Source organism: Streptococcus sp. KHUD_016 (assembly GCF_051106465.1).
GTDB lineage: Bacteria > Bacillota > Bacilli > Lactobacillales > Streptococcaceae > Streptococcus.
The window spans coordinates 1,576,324-1,600,010 of the sequence record NZ_CP193663.1; the positions used below are offsets into that span (position 1 = coordinate 1,576,324).

A 23,687-nucleotide genomic window follows, 5' to 3' on the forward strand; every position below is an offset into this window, starting at 1 on the left:
AATTCTTCCTCATTTCTTATATTTTAGCCTATATTCCACATAAATGAAAACCTGCTCCTATATAACCAAGGTCACGATAACCACGCGGGCAGTACCCACTTACTGGAAAAGGACCTGAATTTTTTAATATAGAAGGGTAAGAACCAAATGGACTTCCCTGATAAGCATACCCTCTATAAATATCAGATACATCTCCACCCTCTATATGATCAAGCATCTCAGTATCCATAATTTCAAATTGTGACAACATTTTTGTATCCATGACAAATACTCCTTTTTTATTTTTAATTTTTGTCTTGTTACAACTTTGACAAGTTTAGTATATCATCGTTTATTAATTTTTTTCATCCAAATCTTGAATTGTCATCGAAACATCTTGAATTACTCAAAGAGCACAATCTTCCCAATCAACTAATAAGAAGAGACTGGGACAAAAAGATTTTGATTTTAGGAATTCTATATTATAAATTTTTAAAATCGATAGATTAGACAAAAAAGCTAACAAGACAGAATTCTGAGTGTTAGATAACTGATTTTGTTCGCTTTTTATATTTAAGATTAGACTTTTGTCCCAGTCTCTTCTTAGAATCGATAATTATTTTTACTCCACTATTTTTAGCTAAATATCCTGTGTAAAAAAGTCAGCAAAAATGGTGATGTCGCGACAATATTATTGATAACATGCACCGCATAAGATGGATAAATGCTCTTGGTATAGCGGGTCAAACCGGCAAGGATGATTCCAAATGTTGCAAAGACGGAAATATCTAACAAACTAGGTAGGCTTGAAAAATGAGGAAGTGCAAATAAAATGGAAGGAAGGAGCAAATCAAGGCCAAATCGCGAATGTTTAAAAAAGGCGTGTTGAAGTAATCCTCTATAGATTAACTCTTCCATCAGTATACCTATTTGTGCTTTAGAGTGTGAAGCCACTTTATCCTCTAAACGTGTCTTACTATAACATTCCTGTTCTTTAAGCCACGATTTCGCTATGCCTTCTTCTCCCCGCTACCTCACGATAGTCAGGCTTGAGAATCGCTATTGAATTCATCGGTAGCGGGTGCACACGGAGGACTTACACATCAAATACACGACATGCCCGTCTTACTCAAAAAAGAAAGGACGAAATTCGTCCTTTCTCGATCTTAGCTTTTCTTCAACTCACTACAGTTGACAATGAGCCAAAGGATAGTTAATAACCTATTGAAGTGTCAAATGTTGCTAACTCCATTTATCTTCAAATTTAAATAGACACATTATCGGAGTTATCAGTAAGAAAAAATCTAACCAGTTCAGATAATTCATAATATAGGATATAATACCAGCCATAACGAAAAGGTACAAAGCTGTACGATATCCTCTCTTTGGGTTTTTATCAGCCTTGGTGTTAAAAATAATGTACACACAACAAATTGCAATGAGTATAAGCTGAATTATAGTTTCATTTAACATATCAACACCCATTCCTTTTTAAAACTATTTTGGGGGTCTCAATCCAAAAGCTATAATGCCACCTACTATAGCGCCCCCTGTTGCGCAAATCAAGTAAGCTTGAGGGCCTCCAGCGATACAAGATTGTCCTGCCTGAAATGCACCCGACAAGGCTCCTACAACTACATCTCCTCCCAATCCACCTCCAGAAATATTACTTAATTCTTGATTGTCTACTATTTTGTAATCAAACATAATTTCTACTCCCTTCTATGGCCAAATATTATCAGCAATTGCAGTAAAAGCACCACCAAGTTTAGCTCCAGCCCAAGCACAGCCAGCAGTCATAGTCCATGCTGAACCACTAGTAAGGAGCCCTCCTACCGTACACATAGCAACTCCGATACCTGCTCCATAGACAGTTCCTTTTCCTACTGTTCCTCAATCAGTTCCTCCCTCAATGCTAGCCAGCATATCAGTATCCATAATCTTAAATTGTTCCATCATTTTTGTATTCATATCGTATATAACTTTTCAGTTACGGAACAAGTTTAATATAAAAATTATCAAAAAAACATAGGCAATGAAGAGAAAAAATAATTTATCATAGATTAGAAATAATATGACAAAACAATTCAATGATGTTAATTCAATAGTCTTTTGTTTTTTATCAGAGGTACTTATAGATAGATAAATAAGATATGTTTGGAAAGCGAAGAGAATTATATAGAATACAGCTTTCATAAAATATATCTTCCATTTTTATGATGTAGCACTATAGGCTAAATATCCACAAATCAATGCTCCTCCAATTCCTCCTATTGCAGCGCCCCATGGTCCTAGAAACTTCCCATATTTCACTCCACCCGCTGCACAACCTAAAGCAGCAACTACAGCCGCTCCTCCGGAATTACCTCCATAAATCTCACTTAGCATTGTTTCATCTACATTATAATAAGTATTCATACAAATCTCCTTTTATCAAAATCCACCCGTTGCACCTGTTACTCCTGCCCAAAGAGCCACACCAAATTTAGCTCCTATGTATCCACATGCTCCCATAAATGGCGCTCCAACACCACTCGCAGCACAAATGGCTGTTCCTAAGCCCCAGCCACCAAAAGCTGCACCACCACCTTCTAAGACATTAGTTTGCCAATTATTCTTGCCTCCTTCAATACTGGATAACATAGTTATATCCATTTCATGAAATTGTCCTATCATTTTTGTATCCATAACGAATACCTCCATTTTAATCTTAATTTTAATTTTTGTCTTGTTGCAACTTTGACAAGTTTAGTATATCATCGTTTATTAATTTTTTTCATCCAAATCTTGAATTGCCATCGAAACGTCTTGAATTGTTAAAAAATTTAAAAAGCAAGCATTAAAAACATGCTTGCCCTTTCACTCTTGTCTATAGGCAAATTCTAGCCATATGTTATTACAAACAAATAATATCATTGCACCTGTTTACCATCTATTTTTATTTATGAATTTTTTGTTTCACTTTAATCATTATAGAAGCCATAAGAAACGCGACAGCTAGCCGAATCAGTTGGTAACTTTCTTCCTCTCCTGTTTTCGGTAATAATTTTTCATTCGAAGTAATAGATTGGCTTCCCTTAACATCGGTTAAAGGAGTTTTATTTTCTTGAGCAGCATCAAAAATAGGTTTGAGAGTTTCCAATTGATTCTTATTGTCTAACATTGCTAAATCGCCAGATTGAGTAGTTTTAGCTTTGGAAGTTGAGTTTATACTCTCCACTTTCCCACTATTTTCACTATTAGAATTGGGATTATCATTGGATATTTTCATTTCGGTTCTTTTTTCATCACTCATAACTTTGCTTTCACTTACAACTTTATCACTAGTACTCATGCTGTCATTTCTGGTTTTCTCATCATGCACATTTTCAGTTACTGTTTCCTCGGACGATGCTATTATTTCCGTTTGCTTAGGTGAGTTTCTCGAGTACATATAATCATAAACCTGTTGTGCAGTCGCTCCCCCACCAACCCATCCAGATATCGGACGTCCATTTCTTAAATACAAAATTGTTGGTGTTCCTGGAATACCGACTTTTTTAAATAGAAACTCTCTCGCTTCCCCATCAAAATCCTTACCATCCAAATCATAATACTCTAACTTCTTTTCAATCAAGTTATTAAATTCTTTCAATTCAGGAGAAAATTGACGACAATGAGAGCAAGTTTTTCTACCAAAATAAATAGTATGTTCCAATTGATCCTCTGTAAAATATTGACGAACAGCTTCAATATCTATCTTTTTAAAGTTCTCAACATTCTGTTCATACTCTTCTGGGGTTACAATAGAAGGTTTATTCTCCACCTTTTCCTTAGTCGATGGCAAATCTGGTGCCACAAGAGAACTATCATTAGTCTGTATAGAGGAAGAAGTAGTCTGCTCTTCTGCATATACAACACCCGTAGTAATAGATGCAAATACAAGTGGCACAAGTAATAGCGATTTTATCTTTTGTTTCTTCATAAGAATACTCCTTTACATTTGTTGTCTTTATCTTACCTTATTTAAGATTACAAATTCATATAAATCTTAAATGGTCATCAAAACATCTTGAATTGCAAAAACTTCATTAAAAAGGTAAGCATTTCGAAAACACTTACCCTTTTATACTTCATTAACCTCTACTTTTTATAATACTTCAACCCCCAAACGAAAGGAAGATGTTCCGTTTTTTAGCAAGAAAAGTTTTCATTTCTTTGCTCCTTTCTTTTTAGTTAAAGCAAAATAGATCATAACTGCAATCACATAAGCTATGGTATAAAATAGCTGATACCAAATACTTTCCCTAAGCGGATAAAGAAAGAGGGACATGATTAGATACAAGATGAAAATGATAAGTATTTTTTTCTTCATAAGATTTCCTCCTAAATGTGTGATTTATCTTAGTTGAGCAAGAACCTTTACACTGCTAGTATAGCACTCATTTTGACCTTGGATTACTCAAATCATGAATGGTCATCGAAACATCTTGAATTGCAAAAACTTTATTATAAAAGGTAAGTATTTCGAAAACACTTACCCTTTTATACTTCATTAGCTTCTACTTTTTATAATACTTCAAGCCCCAAATGAGCAGAAGCATGATAATCAAGCAGAGAATAGCGCCAATGTAGACAATTAATTGCTGATAGGATTCTGTTGCTGTGATACTTCTATACAAACAAATAATAGACATCAATCCTATCAAGCCGGTGAACATGAGTTGATTGGTTCTAGGACTAACCAAATCATCATCTTCAAACCCTCTTATCCTCATTCCCCTAGTGAGATAAACAGTAACAAAAATAGAAGCTAAGTTAATAACCACTAAAAGAAATTGGAAAACCAAGGAAAAATTTAAAAACTGACGAGATAGAAATAGATAAGTAGAGACAAGTAAGGGCAACTGACCTAGGAACAATCTCGCAAGAAAGATGGTCCGTTTTTTTTTAAAATATTTTTTTCATTGCTTTCTCCATTACAATTAAATGATATCTAATCATTTTCTAAAATTTGATAACTTTTGTGAAATGTTTTAGCAGAAACAACTCTATGATTGGTGATATCTAGATAATCACCTGGGTAACCAAGAACATACATTCCATAACCAGCGAATCCTCCTCCAACTGTTCCAACTAGACCAAACTTGATATTCGTTGCGAGAGAAGTGTTGAGACCTGCCATTAGAATGCGCACATGATTATCCAACCAAACCATATAATTTTTTTGAAAAGCTTCCTCTACCCAACTTGGTTTAGGAGTTGCTTGACCAATTTCCCAAACATCAACAATTTGATTCCCATATTTTGCCTTCATAGCTTCAATCCTTTTTAAATACCATTACATGAGTTTGGAGTTCCCCCTATACCATATGGACCACATGGTTTTGAAAAATGTATAATAGGCCACTTACCATTTAATTGATCCAAAGTTGGAGAAGGTGCTAGCCCACCCAATAAACCAGAAATCATATCTCCCCAACCTCCGAAACCTCCTTCAACTTTCGCAAGCATTTCATTATCCATAACAGAAAATTGTGACATCATTTTTGTATCCATGACAAATACTCCCTTTTTTATTTTTAATTTTTGTCTCGTTGCAACCTTGACAAGTTTAGTATAGCATTGTTTTTTAAAATTTTTCATCCAAATCTTGAATTGTCATCGAAACGTCTTGAATTGCAAAAACTTTATTATAAAAGGTAAGTGTTTCGAAAACACTTACCCTTTTATACTTCATTAGCTTCTACTTTTTATAATACTTCAATCCCCAAATGAGCAGAAGCATGATAAGCAAGCAGAGAATAGCACCAATGTAGGCAATTAATTGTTGATAGAATTCTCCTGCTGTGATACCCCTATACAAACAAATAATAGACATAAAGCTTGTCAAGCCGATGAACATGAGTTGATTGGTTCTAGGACTAACCAAATCATCATTTACTTCTATTTGAGAGCATCTCTTTTATGTTAACGTATGTTAACACTAAAAAACAAGACAGACCAATAATATTTAAAATGAACAATAATTGGGTTAAGTCTCTAAAAAAATTAGCCACTGACACTATAAGAAATACTATAAATACTATAGTTGAAACTATTTTTTTCTTATCCATAATTATTTACTCCATTTCAAGTAAGTTCATCTTATCAATGAAGAGTGATTTCTAACAGAATGTAGCAGCTCCAGTTGCCGCTCCACCCCAAAAACCAGCAGCAGCCCCAGATACAGTACCAAAGAAAGGTAGCGTTACAGTTCCCACAGCACCACCATCAACTCCTCCAGTCAATGCACCTCCAACTACACCTAGTCCACATTTTATCCAACCGCCACCTTCAACGCAAGCAAGCATATCAGTATCCATAATCTCAAATTGTTCCATCATTTTTGTATCCATGATGAATACCTCCATTTTATTTCTAATCTTTGTCCTGTTGCAACTTTGACAAGTTTAGTATATCATTGTTTGTTAAAGTTTTTCGTCCAAATCTTGAATTGTCATCGAAACGTCTTGAATTAGCTTTTCATTTGAAACCACCTCTAAATTTTTAAAAAAAAGATAATTTCTAATCATTTTTTACCATTCAGGAAGTTTCAATGACAATTCAAGATTTCATAAAATATGAACTTATTATTATGGCATAATAAACTCATCATATTATATGAAAGGAATTGCCAATGACTTCTTATAAACGTACATTTGTTCCTCAAATAGATGCTAGAGACTGTGGTGTCGCTGCCTTAGCCTCGATTGCCAAATTCTATGGTTCAGATTTTTCTCTAGCTCACTTGAGAGAACTTGCAAAGACCAATAAAGAAGGAACGACTGCTCTTGGCATTGTAAAAGCCGCAAATGAAATGGGTTTTGAAACAAGACCTGTTCAAGCAGATAAAACTCTCTTTGACATGAGTGATGTCCCCTATCCATTTATTGTTCACGTTAACAAAGAAGGAAAACTCCAACATTACTATGTTGTCTATCAAACAAAGAAAGACTATCTGATTATTGGTGATCCTGATCCTTCTGTAAAAATCACCAAAATGTCAAAAGAACGCTTTTTCTCTGAATGGACTGGAGTAGCTATTTTTCTAGCTCCCAAACCCAGCTATCAACCCCATAAAGATAAAAAGAATGGTCTACTGAGCTTCCTACCTCTGATTTTCAAACAAAAATCTCTCATTGCTTACATTGTTCTCTCAAGCTTATTAGTCACTATTATCAATATCGGTGGTTCTTATTATCTCCAAGGAATCTTAGATGAATACATCCCAAATCAGATGAAATCAACTTTAGGAATTATCTCAATTGGTCTAATTATCACCTATATCCTCCAACAAGCCATGAGCTTCTCCAGAGATTATCTCCTAACTGTTCTGAGTCAGAGATTAAGTATTGATGTGATTTTATCCTATATTCGCCATATTTTTGAACTTCCTATGTCTTTCTTTGCGACACGTCGTACAGGAGAAATCATTTCACGGTTCACAGATGCTAACTCTATTATAGATGCCTTGGCTTCTACCATTCTTTCTCTTTTTCTGGATGTTTCTATTCTGATTCTTGTAGGGGGCGTCTTACTGGCACAAAACCCTAATCTCTTCCTTCTTTCTCTTATTTCCATTCCTATATACATGTTCATCATCTTTTCTTTTATGAAGCCTTTCGAAAAAATGAACCATGATGTCATGCAAAGTAATTCTATGGTTAGCTCTGCTATTATCGAAGATATCAACGGGATTGAAACTATAAAGTCGCTCACGAGTGAAGAAAATCGCTATCAAAATATAGACAGCGAATTTGTAGATTATTTGGAAAAATCCTTTAAACTTACTAAATATTCTATTTTACAAACTAATTTAAAGCAAGGAACAAAGTTAGTTCTTAATATCTTTATCCTATGGTTTGGTGCTCAATTAGTCATGTCGAGTAAAATTTCTATCGGTCAGCTGATTACCTTTAATACACTTCTTTCTTACTTTACAACTCCTATGGAAAATATTATCAACCTCCAAACCAAACTCCAATCTGCGAAGGTTGCTAATAACCGCTTGAACGAGGTCTATTTAGTCGAATCTGAATTTCAAGTTCAAGAAAACTCTGTTCATTCACATTTTTTGATGGGCGATATTGAATTTGATGACCTTTCTTATAAGTATGGTTTTGGGCGAGATACCTTAACGGATATTAATCTAACGATTAAACAAGGAGATAAGGTCAGCCTGGTTGGAGTTAGTGGTTCTGGTAAAACAACTTTAGCCAAAATGATTGTCAATTTCTTTGAACCTTACAAAGGACATATTTCCATCAATCATCAGGATATTAAAAATATTGATAAAAAAGTCTTGCGCCGTCATATTAATTACCTGCCCCAACAAGCCTATATCTTTAATGGCTCTATCTTGGAAAACTTAACCTTGGGTGGTAATAATATGATTAGCCAAGAAGATATTCTAAAAGCTTGCGAATTAGCTGAAATCCGTCAAGATATTGAAAGAATGCCTATGGGCTATCAAACTCAACTTTCTGATGGAGCAGGTCTGTCAGGAGGACAGAAGCAACGAATCGCCCTCGCTCGTGCTCTTTTAACTAAATCTCCTGTTTTAATACTAGATGAAGCTACTAGTGCTCTCGATGTTTTGACTGAGAAAAAGGTTATAGATAATCTTATGTCCCTAACTGATAAAACCATTCTCTTTGTAGCCCATCGTCTAAGTATAGCCGAACGGACTAACCGTGTCATTGTTCTTGACCAAGGGAAAATCATTGAAGTTGGTAGTCATCAAGAGTTAATACAGGCGCAAGGCTTCTACCATCATCTATTCAACAAATAAGGAGAATGTTATGAATCCTAATCTTTTTAGAAGCGTCGAGTTTTATCAGAGACGTTACCATAATTATGCGACAGTATTGATCATACCACTTTCATTACTGTTTACTTTCATCGTGATTTTCTCCCTTGTTGCTACAAAAGAGATTACTGTTACATCGCAAGGAGAAGTCACTCCTACAAGTGTCATTGCATCCATTCAGTCAACCAGTGATAATACTATCTTAGCTAATCATTTAGTGGCAAATCAAGTAGTTGAAAAAGGTGACTTACTCATCAAATACTCTGAAACAATGGAAGAAAGTCAGAAAACTGCCTTAGAAACTCAGTTACAAAGACTTGAGAAGCAAAAAGAAGGACTTGGAATTTTGAAACAAAGCTTAGAAAAAAATACCGATCTTTTTTCTGGTGAGGATGAGTTTGGCTACTATAATACCTTTATGAATTTTACTAAACAAGCTCATGATATTGAGCTGGGTATCTCAAAGACTAACACTGAAGTTTCAAATCAAGCCAATCTTGCTAATAGCAGTTCATCAGCTATCGAACAAGAAATTACAAAAATTCAACAACAAATTGGAGAATATGAAGAGCTGAGAGATGCTATCATAAACAAAAGAGCACGCTTACCGACTGGCAATCCACACCAGTCAATTTTGAATCGTTATCTTGTAGCCTCACAAGGACAAACACAGGGAACTGCAGAGGAGCCATTTTTATCTCAAATCAATCAAAGTATTGCAAATCTTGAATCATCTATCGCAAGCCTCAAAATTCAGCAAGCTGGTATCGGAAGTGTAGCAACTTATGATAATAGTTTAGAAACCAAAATTGAAGTACTCCGCACTCAATTTTTACAGACTGCTTCTCAGCAACAACTAACCGTGGAAAATCAATTAACAGAATTAAAAGTACAACTAGATCAAGCGACACAGCGCTTAGAAAATAATACCTTAACCGCTCCAAGTAAAGGTATCATTCATCTGAACAGCGAATTTGAAGGTAAAAATAGAATTCCGACTGGTACAGAAATTGCTCAAATATTCCCTGTCATCACAGATACAAGAGAAGTACTAATCACTTACTACGTATCATCTGACTATCTCCCCTTACTAGATAAAGGACAAACTGTAAGATTAAAACTTGAGAAGATTGGAAATCACGGTATTACCATCATTGGCCAACTTCAGAGCATTGATCAAACTCCTACCAGAACAGAACAAGGAAATCTCTTTAAACTAACCGCTCTTGCAAAACTATCTAATGAGGACAGTAAACTCATCCAATACGGCTTACAAGGTCGCGTCACTAGTGTAACTGCAAAGAAAACATATTTTGATTATTTCAAAGATAAAATTTTAACACATTCTGATTAATTTTCAGATAACACTCTATAACTATTTATTATCTTATAAAACAGGAGAATCGTAACATGGATAAGAATCAAAACCTAACTTCATTTCAAGAACTAACAACTACTGAACTCAACCAGATTACAGGTGGAGGATGGTGGGAAAATTTCTTATATAGCGTTAATAGATATTCTCATAACATCACACAAGGACTTCTCATCAGCCAATACAACTATAAAAAAATAAGATCGAGATACAAGAACTCTCGGTCTTATTTTCATCATTCTGTATGCATCATAGTAAGTATCTGACGAAAGACTTGATTTTGACAGATAGTATTGAGACTAGCATTGGGATAACTTTCCACTATCTTCATAACGGTATAAAGACCAACTCCTCTCTCCTCCCCTTTAGAACTAACTCCAAAAGAGAAGATTTCAGAAACATCTATGCCCTCTTCTTTGATGGAGTTTTCAATGATAAAGTTTTCCTTCGCTCCACTTTTTAAAAAGGCGATTGAGACATAAGGTTGACTAGCCTCTGCACTAGCTTCAATAGCATTGTCACAAAGGATAGACACAATGGTTAGAAAATCAAGTAGGTTCATCCCCTCAACTTGAATCTCCTCAGGAACCTCGACATTAAAGACAATATCCTTTTCTCTGGCTTTTATAAATTTTCCTGCGAGGAGACTTTTGAGGGCACGGTCCCGAATATTCACCAATCGGCCCAGGTCATATTTGTTGTCCTGCAATTTTTCACTAGAATCCTTCAAGACGGAGTCGTAGATCTCTTTTATCTGCTCCATATCCTCCTCTTCAATGCCTAGGCTTAAGCTGGTCAAGAGGTTGGCATAATCATGACGAAAGCTCCGAACTTCCTTATAAAGCTCCTCTATATGCCGACTATAGCGTTCCATATCTCTATAGCGCAGGGCCTGCTCTTGGTTAAGTTTCTCCTGAAGTTTTTCCTTCAAATAGGTATCCAGCTTCTTGATAACCCCCATAAAAAAGAGCATGTAAAACACTAGGATCAGATGGCGAACAGTCTTTGATTGAATGCTTTGTTCATATTCAAAGAAAGACAGAGTTTCCATAACTAGATAGTAGGTTCCCATTATCCAGTTAATTTTAGTCAGGGACTTTTGAAAACCTTTATCTAGAATCTCCCTTCTCAAACTAGTAAAATCATAGTCCAACCATTTCAAAAAGACTAGAGAAATGAAGAAATTGAAAATTATTATACATAACCCAGTAAGTGAGTAGCCATCATATACTTGCCCTTGTCCCAAAAATGGAAGCACAAAATAGGAGACTCCTCTATAAAAGAGATTCACCAATATCATTGGAAAGAGACCATAAAAGAAAAGAAGTTTTTTAGGAAGCCCTCTTAACAATAAGAAAGATAACCCTATGCCAAACAAAGGTTCTATAAAATATGACAAATATTCACTCACAGCTAAAAATTTAAAAGTCGCAAAAATGGCCCCTAGGAGAAATTTCAGAAGAAAGGCCTTAAAAATCCTCTCGAAAGTGAGACCAATTCCATCTACCTTAAAGAAAATGACAATTTCTAGCCCATTAGTAATAAGTGTATACAATAATATCCAAGTAATATTCATAAATTCTCCTAGCTCAATGCAAATTATTGATAGCCTCAGACACTTCCCTAACCTTATAACGCGCGATTAGACAACTTCCACCATTGGCAAAGAAAAGCAGTTTTTCTTTCTTATCCAAATGCACTACATTGGCTGGATTGATGAGAAAAGAACGATGACACTGCAAGAGACGAGGCTCCTGCTTGAGAACCTCCTCTAGACTCGCCGTAAATTCCAGCCTATCCGTCTTGGTATAGAGAATAACACGATGGGGTCTTGGGGACGTTTCGAGATAGTAAACCTCTTTAAAAGGATACTGGAATTGAGCAAATTTTGATTTAAAGTAAAAGCAATCTTCCGCCAGGATTTTGCTGTCTTGACTATCGGCATAGAGAAGAGCTGTCTCGATACGAGACTCAAACTCCTCTGCCGACAAGGCCTTATCAATGTAGTCCAAAGCTGATACCTGGTAGCGAAAGGACAGGGGCATAAACTCCGAGTGAGTCGTCACAAAGACAATCAGGGCATAAGGATCTCGATCCCGAATCTTTCTTGCCACTTCTAGGCCTTTCATCTCCTCATTTCGAATCTCAATGTCCAAAAAGAAAAGCTGATGTGCTCCCTTCTCATGCACCTCTGCTAGCAGTTGGTCTGGCTTGCCAAAAACTTCAAAAGAACTCGGAGTGATATGATGTTCCTTCAAGAGTTTCTCAATCACCGTTTCAATCCTAGCTTGTTGGGAAAAATCATCTTCTAAAACAAATATTCTCATCTTCTTACTCTCCTTCTTTCAACCATTTTTGGCGAATGTCTCTATAGCGACGTCTGGCACACTGAACAGCATATCGACCTTCTTCTCCAAGAAAAAGAGTCTTTGATTGGATATCCATGGATTTTAGCCGTTCAAGGTTAACCAGACAATTTCGATGACATCTCGTCAAGGTTTCCCCATATTGTTTCTCAAGATTGCTTAAATTTTGAAATAGATCAAAGCTAGCGTTTTCTGTAACAATCTGTACGGTATGGGCTTTGTTTGGATGCGTTTGGATATAGTAGATATCCTCTATGTTTAATTTGAAAATTTCTTTCTCTTTTTGGATGATAATGTAGTTCATGGATAAAACCTCCTAAAAAGAGGATAGCATAAATCTAGAAACTATTTTTCACCAAATCCTAAACGGTTCTCAAAAATTCCTAAAGTGTCGAAGTATCTAAAAAATAACTATGATAATCTTACAATTATTTTATCATAAAATCCTGCAATAACCATTCAGGAAATTTCAATGATAATTAAAGATTTGAAAGTAGAAAAAGAGTTAAAAGTGATAGACTATGATTATAGAAAGACAATCACTTGAAACAACTTTAAAACCAGCACAAAGGAGGCATTCTCATGACAGATACAGACCCAATCAAAATAGCTCAGACTTTGATTACTGACTTAAACAAAGCCTACCAAGTCTGCAAACAGGCAACAGCTGACGATATCCGCTTTCAGGAGCAGCTGGACAATATCCTTGACTTTCTAGCGAAGGCTGAAACAGTGGATAATCGATTCTTGATTGAGCTGGAAAAATTTTACCAGACTTCCAGTCTTCTCCTGGGTCTCAGCGCTCTCAATCCAGATGCTCCCACTCGCGCCGCTTGGCGGGCCTATGACCGTTTCCACTTTGACCAAGTCAAAACCAAACTAAGTCTCTACGGACCAACTATTATCTTGTAGAAAATAAAAGAAGCTGAGACAGAACTCAACTTCTTTTTTAGTGTCCTATAAGTAAGATTAATCCTGCATCTGACGTTTTACCTGATAAGGCAAATACAAGACTTGTAAAACCAGTCCAGCTCCAAGCAGGGCTAGAAGGGCTAGTTTTTCTTGGAGGGTAATCAAACCAACTATCAGTTGAACTAATAAAACAAAACATGTCAATCCTCGGATAACTTCCTGTAGTCCTTTCTCTTTTTCACCCTTTTCTAAAGGAAAAAGCTGGGTCAAGTACTGGTAGTCAAAAGCACGATAGAGAGCCAACAACTGGAAGAGCATAAGGTAATTAAACAGGACAACTACTGCTGTCGCAATCCAAGACTGTTCGATAAAAATCACAGCTAACAAGGATAGGAGTAAGAGGCGGAGACTGAGGGCAAAGAGGTCTCCATTTCGCAGATAAGAGCGAAGATAGAGGTTTTGCCAGATCTTCCCTGGCACCTTTTGAACAGTCTTTAGGATGAAATCCAGATAAGCGCGACGCTTGACACTGTTTGAAACGCCCTTGACCTGAGTAAAGAGAGCAAAGAAACGAAGCAAGACTTGCTTGCGCTTGCTTTCTTGGGCAATGACATAGTCCCAGTCCAGTCCAGTTTCAGTGAAAAATTTACTAGCTTTGTGCCGAAAGAGGAGGTATTTCCCAGCTCCTAATAAAAGCACATAGACAAGAAAGACTGGCAAGCCATAGCCCATGGCTAAAAACAAGGGTGCAAACAAGAGTAAAAAGAGGGTTTGAACAATTGTCCAGAAAACCAATGAACGCGACGTCTGCCCTTTGAGGTACAACTTGACCTCCTCTTCACTGACTAAGAGAAAGAGTTTATCCGGTCCTTCCATGTAGGTCGCGATTCCTCCCCAAGCTAAAAGCAAGGCAGAGACAATCCCCAAAAACAAGAGGATAGGCCAATGATTTTCAGGAAAATCTTGCAGGAGTTGACTGTACTGGTAAGCTAGAAAACCGATGAGAACTAGCAGGAACAAGACAAAATGGTCATTTAGAACATAACGCAGATAACCAAGACACTCCTTACGAAAAGCCTGCTTTCTCTTTAAAAACAAGTCTTTCATAGCTCCTCCTCTTTGGTCAGAGCCAAGTAAATATCATTCAAACTCGCTTCAGGCATGGCAAAAGCATCCCGCAGTTGCTGGAGGTTCCCCTGAGCCCGCACCTCCCCCTTGTGGAGAATGACAAAGGCATCACACATCTTTTCCGCTGAGTCTAGCACGTGGGTACTCATGAGAATGGACTTGCCTTTTTGCTTTTCCACTTCCAAAAGCTGGATCAAGTCAGAAATGGCCAAAGGATCGAGCCCAAGGAAAGGCTCATCAACGATGAAAAGACTCGGATCTACGACAAAGGCACAGATAATCATGACCTTCTGCTTCATCCCTTTGGAAAAATGCACTGGGAACCAGTCTAATTTTTGATCCAAACGAAACATTTTTAACAAAGATTCTACTCGCTCAAAAGCCACTTTTTGCTCAATACCATAGGCCATGGCAACCGTCTCGATATGCTCTCTGAGGGTCAATTCCTCATACAGACTAGGCGTTTCTGGGATATAGCCAATCTGCTTGCGATAGTTGGTCGCATCTTCTCGCAGGGTGAGACCGTTAATCTTGATTTCCCCACTGTAAGGTGTCAACAGACCAATAATCTCATTGATTGTCGTTGATTTCCCAGCACCGTTGAGCCCAATCAAACCGACCAACTGCCCACTTTCAACGGTAAAGGACACATCTTTCAAGACAGGGACGTGAACATAGCCTCCTGTCAGGTTTTTAATTTCTAACATATTTTCTCCGAATCTGGTATAATGTAGCTATATTATATCAAAATTCAATACAGTAGAGGTGGATTTTATGTCAGATTGCATTTTTTGTAAGATCATCGCAGGGGAAATTCCTGCTTCAAAAGTATACGAAGATGAGCAGGTTCTTGCCTTTCTTGATATCTCTCAAGTAACGCCTGGGCACACCCTCATTGTACCCAAAGAGCACTATCGCAATCTTTTAGAGATGGACGCTACCAGCGCCAGCCAACTCTTTGCCCAAGTACCAACAGTGGCTCAAAAAGTCATGAAGGCTACCAAGGCTGTTGGCATGAATATCATTGCCAACTGCGAGGAAATCGCTGGTCAAACGGTCTTTCATACCCATGTACACCTCGTACCTCGCTACGGTGCAGAAGATGACCTCAAGATTGACTTTATCGCCCACGAACCTGACTTTGACAAACTTGCCCAAGTCGCTGAAACCATTAAAAACGCTTAAGGAGATGCCATGAAACTATCAAATCTACTGCTATTCGCAGGAGCTGCTGCTGGAAGTTATTTTGTCGTAAAAAATCGCCAAGCCATTCAGGATGAAGTGCTAGATACAACTGACCGCGTCCAAGCTATCAAGGATGATTTGGATATCATCCAAAACAGCCTACAAATCATCGACCAACAAAAAGCCCTTATCAAGGAATACCAAAAAGATTTAACCTACAAATTCAAAGTTTTAGAAAAAGATTTCCAAACCAGAATGGCGATCCTCCAAGAAGAAAAACAAGTATAAGAAAGCCTCCAACTTTCCTTAAATCCATTTTAGGTTGTCAAGTCCAAACAAAGAAGAGGAATGAAAATGAAACAGTTTGTAAAAGTTCTAGCGAAGGTCATCGCGATCCCTTGCGGCTGCCTCTGCCTTCTTGTAGCCTTGGCATTTCTACTAGTGGCCAATCTTTTCAAGGCGTCACCGAGTGACATCCGTGAGGGGAATGAAGCCTTAAAACAAATCTTTATCTCCCTTGACCTCCCTCCCGAGAAAGTCGAATCGGATGGACACTATCAATACGAGGGTGGAGGCCTAGATTTTTATGTTACTTTCTCAGACGAGGTCATCAATAGTCACCCCGTCCTAAAAGAAAGTCCAAAACTCACCAAAAACCGACTGGAAGTCTATGTCCTACAGGCAGGGGATATTTCATACTATAAGGTAGGAGACAACTTGTTCAATCACGGTTTAATACAATTTTTGGAGGAGGAGGGCGAGAAGTATTTCCAAGAAAAAGGAAAGAAATCAAAATCTTCTTACACAATTCTAAATTGGAAAGATCAGGAAAGTCTTAAAAAGGGAATTGCATTCTATGAAAAAGCTTTGACCTTAGTGGATATTCAGGATAATTCGGCGATCAAACATATCGATACTGTCACTGTGAAACCTGGTAAAGAAGCGGAACTTAAGCAACTCATTCAGGAGATGGATGCAGCTGGCTTGCTCACTCAAAAGTATAAATAGTAGACTAACTGGAAAATGATTTTTCGACACTAAATTTTTAATGGTAACAAAAAAGAGCCACTCGGCTCTTTTTACTTTATTCTCCTTCAAAGGCATCTTTTATATGGTCAAAGAAGCCTTTTTTCTTTGGATTGACTTTCAAGTCCCCTGCAGCTGCGAATTCTTTAAGCGCAGCTTTTTGGCGGTCGTTCAAACCTGTCGGAGTCACGACATTAACAGTAACGTATTGGTCACCAACGGCACCGCCACGAAGGCTCGGTGCTCCCTTGCCACGTAGACGGAATTTCTTGCCAGTCTGTGTTCCTTCTGGGATAACCAATTCAACATCTCCATGCACGGTTGGAATTTCAACAGTATCTCCAAGAGCAGCTTGGACAATATTAAGATTTAACTTGTAGAAAATAGTTGTTCCTTCACGTTCAAACTTGTCGCTGGCTTCTACAGAAACTACTACATACAAGTCACCATAAGGTCCACCGTTAAAGCCTGCTTCACCTTGACCAGCGAGGCGGATTTGTTGGCCTGTTTCCACACCAGCAGGGATTTTTACATGTACGCTATGAGCTTGTTTTTCATGACCTGTTCCATGACAAGTTGTACATGGATCTTTAATTTCTTTTCCGCGACCATGACAGACATCACAGGTTACTTGACGGCGCATCATACCAAGAGGAGTCTGCGTATCAACGTTAATAACACCAGCACCATGACAGCGTCCACAAGTGACTGGACTTGTCCCTGGCTTAGCACCAGATCCATTACATGTACGACAGCTGGCTTCACGGTTGTACTTAACTTCCTTTTCTGTTCCGAAGATAGCTTCTTCAAAGGTCAAGTTCACACGATACTGGAGGTCATCTCCTTGACGAGGAGCGTTTGGATTGCGTGAAGCTCCGCCTCCCCCGAAAAAACTTGAGAAGATATCTTCAAAACCACCGAAGCCACCTGCTCCGTCAAAGCCACCGAAACCACCAGCACCACCAAAGCCACCGTTGGCACCTGCAGCACCATACTGGTCGTAGGCCGCACGTTTTTGGTCGTCACTCAAAGTCTCATAAGCTTCTTGAACTTCCTTGTATTTTTCCTCAGCGCCAGGCTCCTTGTTGATATCTGGGTGATATTTTTTGGAAAGCTTACGATAAGCCTTTTTGATCTCGTCTGCCGAAGCGTTTTTTGACACCCCCAGACGATCATAAAATTCAGTATTGTTCATACAAGATACTAAGAGCGAACAGAAAGCGACTGAAATTTAGGAAACCGACAAGAAATCCTGATTTCTTAGGAGGTTTATCTAATTTCCAAGCTTTCCGCTCGAGTTCAATTACGAACACCCTTATTCCTTTCTGTTAATATTGCGGAACAAAACCTCAATCTAGGTCGGGTTCAATTCCTTTCTTTCATATTGATGATAAAAACTCAAATAAATTGGGTTTAGCCCCTTTTTACCGAAAAACAGAGGCTGGGTTGCAACCTCTGGATTTCTTCCTATCATTACGACATTCAAAAGCAAAGTCGATTATACTTTTTTTGAACGAGCAAGGCTTTTAGCAAGTCGCCATAGCGATTGCAGTAGAATGACAATCACTTTAGTGATTCCTCATTCTTAACGACCTCGCTCTCCGATTTTCAAGCTCGGGATAAAATAGTCCACTGGACTATTTTATTTCTCCGTAAACTCTCCGTCTACGACGTCATCGCCTGCGTTTCCTGTTGCTTGTGCGCCTTCTGCTCCTGCTTGAGCTTGTTGGGCTGCTGCGGCTTGTTCGTAGAGTTTAACAGCAAGTCCTTGAGCTTTTTCGTTCAATGCTTCGAGTTTCGCTTTCATTTCGTCCAAGTTGTTGTCTTCTTGAGCTTTCTTAAGCTCATCAAGTGCAGCTTGGGCAGCATCACGTTCTGCATCGAAGCCTTTACCTTCAGTTTCCTTAATTGTCTTTTCAGTCGCAAAGATTGCTTGGTCAACTTCGTTACGAAGGTCTACTTCTTCTTTACGTTTTTTATCTGCTTCAGCATTTGCTTCTGCATCTTTCATCATGCGGTCGATTTCTTCATCTGTCAAACCTGAGTTTGATTGGATAACAATTGTTTGTTCTTTTTGAGTTCCAAGATCTTTAGCCTTAACAGATACGATACCGTTCTTGTCGATATCAAATGTTACTTCGATTTGAGGAATTCCACGAGGTGCAGCTGGGATGTCTGTCAATTGGAAGCGTCCAAGAGTCTTGTTATCTGCTGCCATTGGGCGTTCACCTTGAAGAACGTGGATATCAACGGCTGGTTGGTTGTCTGCTGCTGTTGAGAAGACTTGTGATTTAGATGTTGGGATTGTTGTGTTGCGATCGATAAGTTTTGTAAATACTCCACCCATTGTTTCGATACCAAGTGACAATGGTGTTACGTCAAGAAGGACAACGTCTTTCACATCACCAGTGATGACACCACCTTGAATCGCAGCACCCATAGCAACTACTTCATCAGGGTTTACTGATTTGTTTGGTTCTTTACCAGTTTCAGCTTTCACAGCTTCAACAACGGCTGGGATACGAGTTGAACCACCAACAAGGATAACTTCGTCGATTTCTGACAAGCTCAAACCTGCATCTGAAAGGGCTTGACGAACTGGAACTTTTGTACGTTCAACAAGGTCACGAGTCAAATCGTCAAATTTAGCACGAGTCAAGGTCATTTCCAAGTGAAGAGGTCCAGCTTCACCAGCAGTGATGAATGGCAAGCTGATTTGTGTTGAAGTTACACCAGAAAGGTCTTTCTTAGCTTTTTCAGCTGCATCTTTCAAACGTTGCATTGCCATCTTGTCAGTAGACAAGTCAATACCGTTTTCTTTCTTGAATTCTGCTACCAAGTGGTCGATGATTTTTTGGTCAAAGTCATCACCACCGAGTTTGTTGTCCCCTGCAGTTGACAATACATCGAATACACCGTCACCCAATTCAAGGATAGATACGTCGAATGTACCACCACCAAGGTCGAATACCAAGATTTTTTCTTCTTTGTCAGTCTTGTCCAAACCGTAAGCAAGAGCTGCTGCAGTTGGTTCGTTGACAATACGTTCTACTTCAAGACCAGCGATTTTACCAGCGTCTTTTGTTGCTTGACGTTGAGCGTCGTTGAAGTAAGCTGGAACTGTGATAACTGCTTTAGTTACTTTTTCACCAAGGTAGTCTTCAGCATAACCTTTCAAGTATTGAAGAATCATAGCTGAGATTTCTTGTGGAGTGTATTCTTTTCCGTTAGCAGAAACTTTTTCAGAAGTTCCCATCTTAGATTTGATAGAGATTACTGTATCTGGGTTTGTGACTGCTTGACGTTTTGCGGCATCACCAACGATGATTTCTCCGTTTTTGAATGAAACTACAGATGGAGTTGTGCGGTTACCTTCTGGGTTTGCGATGATTTTGCTTTCAGTTCCTTCAAGAACTGCAACTGCTGAGTTTGTTGTACCTAAGTCAATACCGATAATTTTAGACATGTGTTTTTCTCCTTAAATTTTATATTCTTTCTTTTTGATACTCTTCTTAGGTGGCGGCGCCGTCAGAGCTTGACTCGTCAATCTCTTTGACTAAACTTTGAGCCTAAGGTCTCAAAGTTTGCGCAAATAACGCCACGGCGAAGAGTATCGTCTTTGGTTCGCTTTGCTCACTATTGCAAAGCTGAACAATTTCTTATCTTTCTTCATAGTTTATTGTCGTTTCGGACAAGTTCTTAAGTTCTCTAGCCTAGTTATATACTACCACCATGGCTGGGCGTAGGATGCGGTCATGGAGTTTGTAGCCTTTTTGGAAGACTTGAGCGATGGTGTCTGCTGGGTGTTCATCGTCTGCTGGGAGAGTTTGGATGGCCATGTGATAGTTATGGTCAAATTCACCGTCAGCTGCGATTTCTTCGATTCCTTCTTCTTTCAAAGCGTGAATCAAGCTCTCTTGCACCATCCCCAATCCTTTTTTGACGTCGTCTGTCAAACCTTCAACTGCTAGTGCACGTTCTAAGTTGTCAAGCGACGGTAAAATTGCTTTTGCCAGATCTTGGCTACGATAACGTTGCAAGTTTTGACGTTCTTCATTGGCACGGCGTTGAATATTTTGCATTTCTGCATGAGCGCGAAGGTATTTATTTTCGAACTCATCCGCACGTTCATTTGCCAAGTCCAACTCAGACTTCTCAGGAGTTGTTTCCACAACTTCCTCTTCTTTCATTTCTTCGTTTTTTTTATCTTGGGCCATTTTCGCCTCCTTTAATGATTTCAAAATTAATTTACTTCGTAATGATTACTACTGAGGTAGCGATAAAAATCCGTCAACTTCATCGTCAAAACACGATTGACCACATTGACTTGGTTGACCAATTGCTGATAATCTAGATTGACTGGACCGATAATCGCTAGAATTCCAAAACCTCGATAAGGAATGAGGAACTTACTGCTAATCACCGCCAAATCAGCTAGACAGGATTCCTGACTGTCCGCAACACGGACATTTTGCATTTGATCTTCATGCAGACCTTCACGAATCTCTAGAGCCACCTTTTGCGGTTGGTCAAAGAACTGATAGGCTGCTAGATTGGCAAAATTCAAGAGATTGACCTTGCCCGACACCACAATGTTTTCGTTGAACATTTCTTTAAAAATATGTTCAAAGAGATCCATGACATTGTCCGTTGTCGTAAAGTAACGCTGGATAATCTGCGGAATCTCCGTCCGAATCTTGTAGTGAATATCCAGAACGGTATGACCGAGGAAACGTTCCTGAATGATGCTCTTCAATTTCAGCAAATCTTCCTGTAAGAAGTTTCTTGGAATCAGAAATTGACTAGTAACCGTTCGGGACTCGTCTAGGGTGAAAACTGCAAGAGCAGTATGTTGTCCTAGAACGACAATATCGAAGGCCGTCAGGCGCTGTCTACTCGGCTCAACATCCAGTGCTACTACCGTACAGCCACTCAAGTATGTTAGTAGATTGGCGGCCTCTTGCAGAATATCCTCCAGTTTGAAGAACTCCTGATCAAAGGCTTTGACAATCTCGTATACCTCATTTTCAGCCAGTCTGTCAAAAGCAAGCGAGTGTTTTACATAGTACTGAAATCCCGCGACACTTGGCATCCGACCGCTTGAGGTATGAGCCTTCTCAAGCAAACCCTGCTTCTCTAGAGCCGCCATGTCATTACGAATGGTAGCACTACTAGAATTGATAGACTCTTGTAGCGCCTTGGATCCGACAGGTTCGTGCGTTTTGGTAAAGATGTCAATAATCAGATTTAAAATATCCTGCTGACGCTCTGTAACCATCTCATCACTCCTCTCTGTCTGATCGATTAGCACTCTATGTACCCAAGTGCTAACTCATGATTCTATTATACACCCTTAGAAGAGAATGTCAAGATAAAAACTCAAAAAATTAGCACTCTTTTACAAAGAGTGCTAAAAATCAGTCTACAGACCTAGAAACATACTTCTCATCTACTTGGTATTTCCTTTTAAGTCTGAAAAAACCATAGATTAGATAAGAAATTAAACAAGCATATAAAACGAAAATAATAAAGAAAGACTGAGACAAGTTTTCTCGATACAAACTCATGCAAACAATAAGACCACCTGAAAAAGTGGCTATACAGGAACGAAGTCTAGACCGCATAACTTCCCATCTGAGACCCTTACTCATATAGACTTTCTCCTCTGAAAGGATATCAGAAGTTGGTTTACGAAGAATTGAACAAAAACCTGTTTCTATCAATTCCCAACCGCTATTTCTAAAATCTTGTAGTTCATGCTTATACTTTTTAAGAAATCTAGAATCATAGATATGGTAGATGACATCGTCCGGTTGACAGTGGTCAAAATAGAAAAAACCAAAACGACTAGTTCTATATCTCCAACCTTTCAAGTGCATCTCATGTAAAAATTCTTCTTCCTTGTCCAAATCAACAATGGTGAAAATCCTAAATTGTACTTTGCTATTCATTGTCTTACCTCCAAATCAGAAAACATACATGGTTTTATTTTTCAGATAATTCTTTCCACTTTTGAAACAAGCTCCAAAAAATATAAGAAATCTGAACCGCAAAAACTATCAATAAAACACAATCTATTATGACAATCAAAAACATTCCCCAACTGAAAGAACTAGCTCCACTGACAAACTTTGAGAAAACCGGTAGTAGAGCTAAAAATAGAATCAAAATAGGAAGCATCCGCAGTCTTAAAATCCGTTTGATCATAGCTAACTTCCCTGTAGCGTCATTATAGATTTCAAACTCAGTATCCGATTCAATTTCAGAATGCGCTTTTCTAAAATAGGAAAAACTATTAAAGTCTGTAATATGCTCCCAGCCACAGTCTTTAAATAGTTGTAAATAGGAGGCTCTCTCTGATTTTTTCATGGGATAAAAGTCCAACTGATAAGACACCTGCTCCGGTTGGCACTTTTCAAAGGTATACTTAACTACAAACAATAAGATAGAATAGCTTACTTTCCTAAGCTTCCAGCCCTTGGCATGCATTTCTCTAAAGTATAGAGCCTCCCTCTCATAATCCGCAATTGTAAAAATTCGATAAACATTTTTCTTTTCCATCATCCTTCCTCCCGACTATTTCTATAGAGCCGTTCAATACGTTTCAATTCAATATCTAAGACTTTTCGTCCCAAGTCTGTTATCTGATAGATTTTACGTTTTTCCTCTTCCCGGATAAAGGAAATCAAGCCATCATTTTCCATCTTTGACAAGGTTCCATACATAGTCCCTGGACTAATCAAAACTTGCGAATCTGTCATCTCCTTGACCTTTTGTGTGATACCATATCCATGGTTCTCCTTCTGTAGACAAAACAAGATATAAAACCCCGTTTCAGTCATGGGAAGGTAAACACGCCTGATCTTATCTGTTAATTCCATTTAAC

Annotated in this window: 29 protein-coding genes and 2 pseudogenes; 7 read left to right on the plus strand and 24 right to left on the minus strand. The window is 38.3% G+C overall.

The window, feature by feature from the left end; all coding sequences use genetic code 11:
• Nucleotides 1–28: 28 nt before the first annotated feature.
• The 12 genes and pseudogenes from ACORHV_RS07590 to ACORHV_RS07645 all read right to left on the minus strand — a co-directional run bounded on the left by ACORHV_RS07590 (nt 29) and on the right by ACORHV_RS07645 (nt 6,356).
• Complete coding sequence (locus ACORHV_RS07590; RefSeq protein ID WP_000379953.1) at nt 29–262, minus strand: ComC/BlpC family leader-containing pheromone/bacteriocin; 234 nt, start codon at nt 260–262, stop codon at nt 29–31.
• 353 nt (nt 263–615) lie between these two features.
• Nucleotides 616–900: pseudogene (locus ACORHV_RS07595) on the minus strand (lysostaphin resistance A-like protein); the annotation flags it as partial.
• 576 nt (nt 901–1,476) lie between these two features.
• Nucleotides 1,477–1,686 carry a Blp family class II bacteriocin gene (locus ACORHV_RS07600; RefSeq protein ID WP_049537864.1) on the minus strand — a complete coding sequence of 70 codons (210 nt, stop codon included), beginning with the start codon at nt 1,684–1,686 and terminating at the stop codon, nt 1,477–1,479.
• 15 nt (nt 1,687–1,701) lie between these two features.
• The gene (locus tag ACORHV_RS07605) at nt 1,702–1,824 is read right to left on the minus strand and encodes a hypothetical protein (RefSeq protein WP_376738641.1); all 123 of its coding nucleotides are present in this window, start codon (nt 1,822–1,824) and stop codon (nt 1,702–1,704) included.
• Nucleotides 1,825–1,872: 48 nt separating this feature from the next.
• Nucleotides 1,873–1,950, minus strand: coding sequence for a bacteriocin class II family protein (locus ACORHV_RS07610; RefSeq protein ID WP_158085807.1), 78 nt, complete (start codon nt 1,948–1,950; stop codon nt 1,873–1,875).
• A gap of 243 nt (nt 1,951–2,193) precedes the next feature.
• Nucleotides 2,194–2,397: a Blp family class II bacteriocin gene (locus ACORHV_RS07615; protein ID WP_001099737.1), complete on the minus strand. Its 204-nt coding sequence runs from the start codon at nt 2,395–2,397 to the stop codon at nt 2,194–2,196.
• Between the two features lie 15 nt (nt 2,398–2,412).
• On the minus strand, nt 2,413–2,667 hold the full coding sequence (gene blpM / locus ACORHV_RS07620; RefSeq protein ID WP_000379951.1) for a two-peptide bacteriocin subunit BlpM: 255 nt from the start codon (nt 2,665–2,667) through the stop codon (nt 2,413–2,415).
• 250 nt (nt 2,668–2,917) lie between these two features.
• The gene (locus ACORHV_RS07625) at nt 2,918–3,943 is read right to left on the minus strand and encodes a thioredoxin domain-containing protein (protein WP_434398006.1); all 1,026 of its coding nucleotides are present in this window, start codon (nt 3,941–3,943) and stop codon (nt 2,918–2,920) included.
• Between the two features lie 577 nt (nt 3,944–4,520).
• The gene (locus ACORHV_RS07630; protein ID WP_125384985.1) at nt 4,521–4,895 is read right to left on the minus strand and encodes an immunity protein; all 375 of its coding nucleotides are present in this window, start codon (nt 4,893–4,895) and stop codon (nt 4,521–4,523) included.
• Nucleotides 4,896–4,954: 59 nt separating this feature from the next.
• On the minus strand, nt 4,955–5,275 hold the full coding sequence (locus ACORHV_RS07635; RefSeq protein WP_125840949.1) for a role in replication: 321 nt from the start codon (nt 5,273–5,275) through the stop codon (nt 4,955–4,957).
• Nucleotides 5,276–5,289: 14 nt separating this feature from the next.
• Entirely contained in the window at nt 5,290–5,517 is a 228-nt protein-coding gene (locus ACORHV_RS07640) for a bacteriocin class II family protein (RefSeq protein ID WP_247924455.1), read from the minus strand.
• 608 nt (nt 5,518–6,125) lie between these two features.
• Nucleotides 6,126–6,356, minus strand: coding sequence for a bacteriocin class II family protein (locus ACORHV_RS07645; RefSeq protein ID WP_247924443.1), 231 nt, complete (start codon nt 6,354–6,356; stop codon nt 6,126–6,128).
• Nucleotides 6,357–6,637: 281 nt separating this feature from the next.
• On the opposite strand from ACORHV_RS07645, the gene blpA reads away from it, so the two are divergent.
• From blpA to blpC, 3 genes and pseudogenes are all read left to right on the plus strand, one after another.
• A complete protein-coding gene (gene blpA, locus ACORHV_RS07650; RefSeq protein ID WP_125384975.1) occupies nt 6,638–8,791 on the plus strand; it encodes a peptide cleavage/export ABC transporter BlpA in 2,154 nt (717 codons plus the stop codon).
• Between the two features lie 10 nt (nt 8,792–8,801).
• Complete coding sequence (gene blpB / locus ACORHV_RS07655; protein ID WP_095726454.1) at nt 8,802–10,163, plus strand: peptide export ABC transport accessory protein BlpB; 1,362 nt, start codon at nt 8,802–8,804, stop codon at nt 10,161–10,163.
• Between the two features lie 56 nt (nt 10,164–10,219).
• Nucleotides 10,220–10,377 (plus strand): annotated as a pseudogene (gene blpC, locus ACORHV_RS07660) (quorum-sensing system pheromone BlpC).
• 42 nt (nt 10,378–10,419) lie between these two features.
• Here blpC and ACORHV_RS07665 read toward each other — a convergent pair.
• The 3 genes from ACORHV_RS07665 to ACORHV_RS07675 are packed head-to-tail and all read right to left on the minus strand — an operon-like array spanning nt 10,420 to nt 12,854.
• Nucleotides 10,420–11,760: a sensor histidine kinase gene (locus ACORHV_RS07665; protein ID WP_434398010.1), complete on the minus strand. Its 1,341-nt coding sequence runs from the start codon at nt 11,758–11,760 to the stop codon at nt 10,420–10,422.
• Nucleotides 11,761–11,773: 13 nt separating this feature from the next.
• Nucleotides 11,774–12,511 (minus strand): response regulator transcription factor, encoded by a 738-nt coding sequence (locus ACORHV_RS07670; protein WP_247929974.1) that lies wholly within the window; start codon nt 12,509–12,511, stop codon nt 11,774–11,776.
• A 4-nt stretch (nt 12,512–12,515) separates the two neighbouring features.
• The gene (locus tag ACORHV_RS07675) at nt 12,516–12,854 is read right to left on the minus strand and encodes a LytTR family DNA-binding domain-containing protein (protein ID WP_101800371.1); all 339 of its coding nucleotides are present in this window, start codon (nt 12,852–12,854) and stop codon (nt 12,516–12,518) included.
• A 278-nt stretch (nt 12,855–13,132) separates the two neighbouring features.
• Between ACORHV_RS07675 and ACORHV_RS07680 the strand changes: the two genes are divergently transcribed.
• A complete protein-coding gene (locus ACORHV_RS07680; RefSeq protein WP_101800370.1) occupies nt 13,133–13,462 on the plus strand; it encodes a helicase BlpT in 330 nt (109 codons plus the stop codon).
• Between the two features lie 57 nt (nt 13,463–13,519).
• Here the strand turns inward: ACORHV_RS07680 and ACORHV_RS07685 are convergent, their stop codons facing one another.
• Both ACORHV_RS07685 and ACORHV_RS07690 read right to left on the minus strand, forming a co-directional pair.
• Nucleotides 13,520–14,569 (minus strand): ABC transporter permease, encoded by a 1,050-nt coding sequence (locus tag ACORHV_RS07685; protein WP_101800369.1) that lies wholly within the window; start codon nt 14,567–14,569, stop codon nt 13,520–13,522.
• Complete coding sequence (locus ACORHV_RS07690) at nt 14,566–15,297, minus strand: ABC transporter ATP-binding protein (protein ID WP_101800368.1); 732 nt, start codon at nt 15,295–15,297, stop codon at nt 14,566–14,568. The genes ACORHV_RS07685 and ACORHV_RS07690 overlap by 4 nt, the downstream gene beginning before the upstream one ends.
• 67 nt (nt 15,298–15,364) lie before the next feature.
• Here ACORHV_RS07690 and ACORHV_RS07695 point away from each other — a divergent pair, with 67 nt between their 5' ends.
• Genes ACORHV_RS07695 through ACORHV_RS07705 form a run of 3 tightly spaced genes read left to right on the plus strand, consistent with a single transcriptional unit; the run spans nt 15,365 to nt 16,783 of the window.
• Nucleotides 15,365–15,775, plus strand: coding sequence for an HIT family protein (locus ACORHV_RS07695; protein WP_125384974.1), 411 nt, complete (start codon nt 15,365–15,367; stop codon nt 15,773–15,775).
• Between the two features lie 9 nt (nt 15,776–15,784).
• Nucleotides 15,785–16,063: a hypothetical protein gene (locus tag ACORHV_RS07700; protein ID WP_125384973.1), complete on the plus strand. Its 279-nt coding sequence runs from the start codon at nt 15,785–15,787 to the stop codon at nt 16,061–16,063.
• 60 nt (nt 16,064–16,123) lie between these two features.
• A complete protein-coding gene (locus tag ACORHV_RS07705) occupies nt 16,124–16,783 on the plus strand; it encodes a hypothetical protein (RefSeq protein WP_125384972.1) in 660 nt (219 codons plus the stop codon).
• Between the two features lie 76 nt (nt 16,784–16,859).
• Here the strand turns inward: ACORHV_RS07705 and dnaJ are convergent, their stop codons facing one another.
• The 7 genes from dnaJ to ACORHV_RS07740 all read right to left on the minus strand — a co-directional run bounded on the left by dnaJ (nt 16,860) and on the right by ACORHV_RS07740 (nt 23,682).
• The gene (gene dnaJ / locus ACORHV_RS07710) at nt 16,860–17,996 is read right to left on the minus strand and encodes a molecular chaperone DnaJ (protein ID WP_001066312.1); all 1,137 of its coding nucleotides are present in this window, start codon (nt 17,994–17,996) and stop codon (nt 16,860–16,862) included.
• A 447-nt stretch (nt 17,997–18,443) separates the two neighbouring features.
• Nucleotides 18,444–20,267 (minus strand): molecular chaperone DnaK, encoded by a 1,824-nt coding sequence (gene dnaK / locus ACORHV_RS07715; RefSeq protein ID WP_061415785.1) that lies wholly within the window; start codon nt 20,265–20,267, stop codon nt 18,444–18,446.
• Nucleotides 20,268–20,514: 247 nt separating this feature from the next.
• Nucleotides 20,515–21,018, minus strand: a complete 504-nt coding sequence (gene grpE / locus ACORHV_RS07720; protein WP_434398016.1) for a nucleotide exchange factor GrpE — start codon at nt 21,016–21,018, stop codon at nt 20,515–20,517.
• A gap of 26 nt (nt 21,019–21,044) precedes the next feature.
• Nucleotides 21,045–22,079 carry a heat-inducible transcriptional repressor HrcA gene (gene hrcA / locus ACORHV_RS07725; protein WP_434398018.1) on the minus strand — a complete coding sequence of 345 codons (1,035 nt, stop codon included), beginning with the start codon at nt 22,077–22,079 and terminating at the stop codon, nt 21,045–21,047.
• A 139-nt stretch (nt 22,080–22,218) separates the two neighbouring features.
• On the minus strand, nt 22,219–22,752 hold the full coding sequence (locus ACORHV_RS07730; RefSeq protein ID WP_001086358.1) for a DUF2812 domain-containing protein: 534 nt from the start codon (nt 22,750–22,752) through the stop codon (nt 22,219–22,221).
• 34 nt (nt 22,753–22,786) lie between these two features.
• Nucleotides 22,787–23,362, minus strand: coding sequence for a DUF2812 domain-containing protein (locus ACORHV_RS07735; protein ID WP_434399047.1), 576 nt, complete (start codon nt 23,360–23,362; stop codon nt 22,787–22,789).
• Nucleotides 23,362–23,682 carry a PadR family transcriptional regulator gene (locus tag ACORHV_RS07740; RefSeq protein ID WP_000423974.1) on the minus strand — a complete coding sequence of 107 codons (321 nt, stop codon included), beginning with the start codon at nt 23,680–23,682 and terminating at the stop codon, nt 23,362–23,364. Before ACORHV_RS07740 ends, ACORHV_RS07735 begins: the two co-directional genes overlap by 1 nt.
• Nucleotides 23,683–23,687: the final 5 nt, after the last annotated feature.

Excerpts from the sequence above, each read along its gene's own strand:
- ACORHV_RS07665 (WP_434398010.1), bottom strand. The coding sequence starts at position 11,760 with ATGAATATTACTTGGATATTATTGTATACACTTATTACTAATGGGCTA.
- ACORHV_RS07675 (WP_101800371.1), bottom strand. The coding sequence starts at position 12,854 with ATGAACTACATTATCATCCAAAAAGAGAAAGAAATTTTCAAATTAAAC.
- grpE (WP_434398016.1), bottom strand. The coding sequence starts at position 21,018 with ATGGCCCAAGATAAAAAAAACGAAGAAATGAAAGAAGAGGAAGTTGTG.
- blpB (WP_095726454.1), top strand. The coding sequence starts at position 8,802 with ATGAATCCTAATCTTTTTAGAAGCGTCGAGTTTTATCAGAGACGTTAC.
- ACORHV_RS07635 (WP_125840949.1), bottom strand. The coding sequence starts at position 5,275 with ATGAAGGCAAAATATGGGAATCAAATTGTTGATGTTTGGGAAATTGGT.
- ACORHV_RS07685 (WP_101800369.1), bottom strand. The coding sequence starts at position 14,569 with ATGAAAGACTTGTTTTTAAAGAGAAAGCAGGCTTTTCGTAAGGAGTGT.
- ACORHV_RS07610 (WP_158085807.1), bottom strand. The coding sequence starts at position 1,950 with ATGAATACAAAAATGATGGAACAATTTAAGATTATGGATACTGATATG.
- ACORHV_RS07645 (WP_247924443.1), bottom strand. The coding sequence starts at position 6,356 with ATGGATACAAAAATGATGGAACAATTTGAGATTATGGATACTGATATG.
- blpA (WP_125384975.1), top strand. The coding sequence starts at position 6,638 with ATGACTTCTTATAAACGTACATTTGTTCCTCAAATAGATGCTAGAGAC.
- ACORHV_RS07700 (WP_125384973.1), top strand. The coding sequence starts at position 15,785 with ATGAAACTATCAAATCTACTGCTATTCGCAGGAGCTGCTGCTGGAAGT.
- blpM (WP_000379951.1), bottom strand. The coding sequence starts at position 2,667 with ATGGATACAAAAATGATAGGACAATTTCATGAAATGGATATAACTATG.
- dnaJ (WP_001066312.1), bottom strand. The coding sequence starts at position 17,996 with ATGAACAATACTGAATTTTATGATCGTCTGGGGGTGTCAAAAAACGCT.
- hrcA (WP_434398018.1), bottom strand. The coding sequence starts at position 22,079 with ATGGTTACAGAGCGTCAGCAGGATATTTTAAATCTGATTATTGACATC.
- ACORHV_RS07730 (WP_001086358.1), bottom strand. The coding sequence starts at position 22,752 with ATGAATAGCAAAGTACAATTTAGGATTTTCACCATTGTTGATTTGGAC.
- ACORHV_RS07625 (WP_434398006.1), bottom strand. The coding sequence starts at position 3,943 with ATGAAGAAACAAAAGATAAAATCGCTATTACTTGTGCCACTTGTATTT.
- ACORHV_RS07695 (WP_125384974.1), top strand. The coding sequence starts at position 15,365 with ATGTCAGATTGCATTTTTTGTAAGATCATCGCAGGGGAAATTCCTGCT.
- ACORHV_RS07740 (WP_000423974.1), bottom strand. The coding sequence starts at position 23,682 with ATGGAATTAACAGATAAGATCAGGCGTGTTTACCTTCCCATGACTGAA.
- ACORHV_RS07690 (WP_101800368.1), bottom strand. The coding sequence starts at position 15,297 with ATGTTAGAAATTAAAAACCTGACAGGAGGCTATGTTCACGTCCCTGTC.
- dnaK (WP_061415785.1), bottom strand. The coding sequence starts at position 20,267 with ATGTCTAAAATTATCGGTATTGACTTAGGTACAACAAACTCAGCAGTT.
- ACORHV_RS07680 (WP_101800370.1), top strand. The coding sequence starts at position 13,133 with ATGACAGATACAGACCCAATCAAAATAGCTCAGACTTTGATTACTGAC.
- ACORHV_RS07705 (WP_125384972.1), top strand. The coding sequence starts at position 16,124 with ATGAAAATGAAACAGTTTGTAAAAGTTCTAGCGAAGGTCATCGCGATC.
- ACORHV_RS07640 (WP_247924455.1), bottom strand. The coding sequence starts at position 5,517 with ATGGATACAAAAATGATGTCACAATTTTCTGTTATGGATAATGAAATG.
- ACORHV_RS07615 (WP_001099737.1), bottom strand. The coding sequence starts at position 2,397 with ATGAATACTTATTATAATGTAGATGAAACAATGCTAAGTGAGATTTAT.
- ACORHV_RS07600 (WP_049537864.1), bottom strand. The coding sequence starts at position 1,686 with ATGTTTGATTACAAAATAGTAGACAATCAAGAATTAAGTAATATTTCT.
- ACORHV_RS07590 (WP_000379953.1), bottom strand. The coding sequence starts at position 262 with ATGGATACAAAAATGTTGTCACAATTTGAAATTATGGATACTGAGATG.
- ACORHV_RS07605 (WP_376738641.1), bottom strand. The coding sequence starts at position 1,824 with ATGTGTACGGTAGGAGGGCTCCTTACTAGTGGTTCAGCATGGACTATG.
- ACORHV_RS07670 (WP_247929974.1), bottom strand. The coding sequence starts at position 12,511 with ATGAGAATATTTGTTTTAGAAGATGATTTTTCCCAACAAGCTAGGATT.
- ACORHV_RS07735 (WP_434399047.1), bottom strand. The coding sequence starts at position 23,362 with ATGGAAAAGAAAAATGTTTATCGAATTTTTACAATTGCGGATTATGAG.